Here is a 2093-nt window from a genome sequence, read left to right on the forward strand (position 1 = left end):
GAGCCGGACATACCAACGCGCGAGGTGTACAAGATCCTCAAAACCCAATTGGGAGTCAGCAGCGGTTCCACTCATCGGGGTCAGCTCTGCAAGCCGGAGTTTGGAGACATCCTGTTTGTACCCGGCATACAGAAACGAGGCCTTGTGAGATTTCGCAATGAGATGTTCAAGGCATACGTCCGTATGCGCCCGTCAATCTATACGGGCATTGACGACGTCGTTCGGGATGCATTCAGCGTTTGGAATGAAGGCACTGCGTAGCGCTGTCCGTCTAGACTGATGCGCTGGGACGAGTGCAACGCCTGTACTCCATCTTAAACCTCCGCCACAGGAGCCGCGAACTGCGCCGCGTACAGCGCCGCGTACGCCCCGCCGGCCTCCAACAATGAAGCGTGCGTCCCCTGCTCCACGATCTGCCCGGCCTCCATCACCAGGATGAGGTCGGCGTCGCGGATGGTGGAGAGGCGGTGCGCAATGACAAACGAAGTCCGGTCGGACCGCAGCGCGCTCATGGCCTTCTGCACCAGCACCTCGGTGCGGGTGTCCACCGAGCTGGGCGCCTCGTCCAGGATCAGCACGGACGGCCGGGCCAGGAAGGCCCGGGCGATGGTCAGCAGCTGCTTCTCGCCGGCCGAGACGTTGCCGCCTTCGTCGTCGAGCACGGTATCGTAGCCCTCCGGCAGGGACCGGACGAACCGGTCCACGTATGTCGCCCGCGCGGCCTCCAGAATTTCGTCCTCCGAAGCGCCAGGCCGGCCGTAGGCGATGTTGTCCCGGATGGTCCCGCCGAACAGCCAGGTGTCCTGCAGCACCATGCCCATCCGCGAGCGCAGCTCGTCGCGGGTCATCGCGGTGACGTCCACGCCGTCGAGCGTGATCCGCCCGGCGTCGAGCTCGTAGAAGCGCATCATCAGGTTCACCAGGGTGGTCTTGCCCGCGCCCGTCGGGCCCACAATCGCCACCGTCTGCCCCGGCTCCGCCACCAGGCTCAGCGAGGAAATCAGCGGCTTGTCCGGCGAATAGGAGAAGGACACGTCCTCGAACACCAGCCGCCCCCGGCCACCAGAAGGCGCCTCAGACGGCGAAGGATCCTGCGACTGCTCGTCCGTATCCAGCAGCTCAAACACCCGTTCGGCCGAGGCCACACCGGACTGCAACAGGTTCGCCATGGACCCCAGCTGGGCCAGGGGCTGGGTGAACTGCCGGGAGTACTGGATGAACGCCTGCACATCTCCCAGCTGCATCGCCCCGGAGGCCACCTGCAGCCCGCCCACCACGGCGATCCCCACGTAGACCAGGTTCCCGATGAACGTCATGGCCGGCATGATCAGGCCCGAAATGAACTGCGCGCCGAAGCTCGCCTGGTACAGCTCCGCGTTCTTCTGCCGGAACCGCTCCTCCACCTCGCGCTGCCGGCCGAACACCTTCACCAGCGCGTGCCCGGTGTACGTCTCCTCGATCTGCCCGTTCAGCTCGCCGGTGTGCCTCCACTGCAGCACGAAGAGCTTCTGGGAGCGCTTGGCGATCACCGCCGTCGTCACCAGGGTCAGCGGAATGGTCACCAGCGCAATCAGCGCCAGCGTGGGCGAGAGGATGATCATCATCACCAGCACCCCGGCCACGGTCAGCACCGAGGTCACGGCCTGGCTGATGGACTGCTGCAGGCTTTGGGAGATGTTGTCGACGTCGTTGGTCACCCGGCTGAGCAGCTCGCCGCGCTGCACGGAGTCGAAGTACCGCAGCGGCAGTCGGTTGATCTTCGCCTCGATCCGCTCGCGCAGCCGGTACATCGTGCGCTGCACCACGCCGTTGAGGATATAGGCCTGCATCCAGCCGAACACCGAGGCCAGCACGTACAGGACCAGCGCCCACAGCAGCACGGTGGCCAGCGCGGTGAAGTCGATCCCGGTGCCGGGGGTCAGCGTCATGGCGCTGAGCATGTCCGCCTGCTGGTTCTGCCCGGCGGCGCGCATCTGGGCGATCACCTGGGCCTGGGTCTCCCCGGCCGGCAGCTGCTTGGCCACGACGCCGGCGAAGATCAGGTTGGTGCCCTCGCCCAGCAGCCGGGGCCCGATCACCGAGAACGTCACCCC

2 protein-coding genes are annotated in these 2093 nt (G+C 65.8%); one reads left to right on the plus strand and one right to left on the minus strand.

The window, feature by feature from the left end:
* The coding region (locus LQV45_RS27785; RefSeq protein ID WP_230010103.1) for a hypothetical protein at positions 1-261 on the plus strand (261 nt) is incomplete at its 5' end.
* 53 nt (positions 262-314) lie between these two features.
* Here the strand turns inward: LQV45_RS27785 and LQV45_RS27790 are convergent.
* On the minus strand, positions 315-2093 hold a 1779-nt coding region (locus LQV45_RS27790), incomplete at its 5' end, for an ABC transporter ATP-binding protein (protein ID WP_230010105.1).

It is taken from the genome of Microbacterium sp. Bi128, from assembly GCF_918698205.1.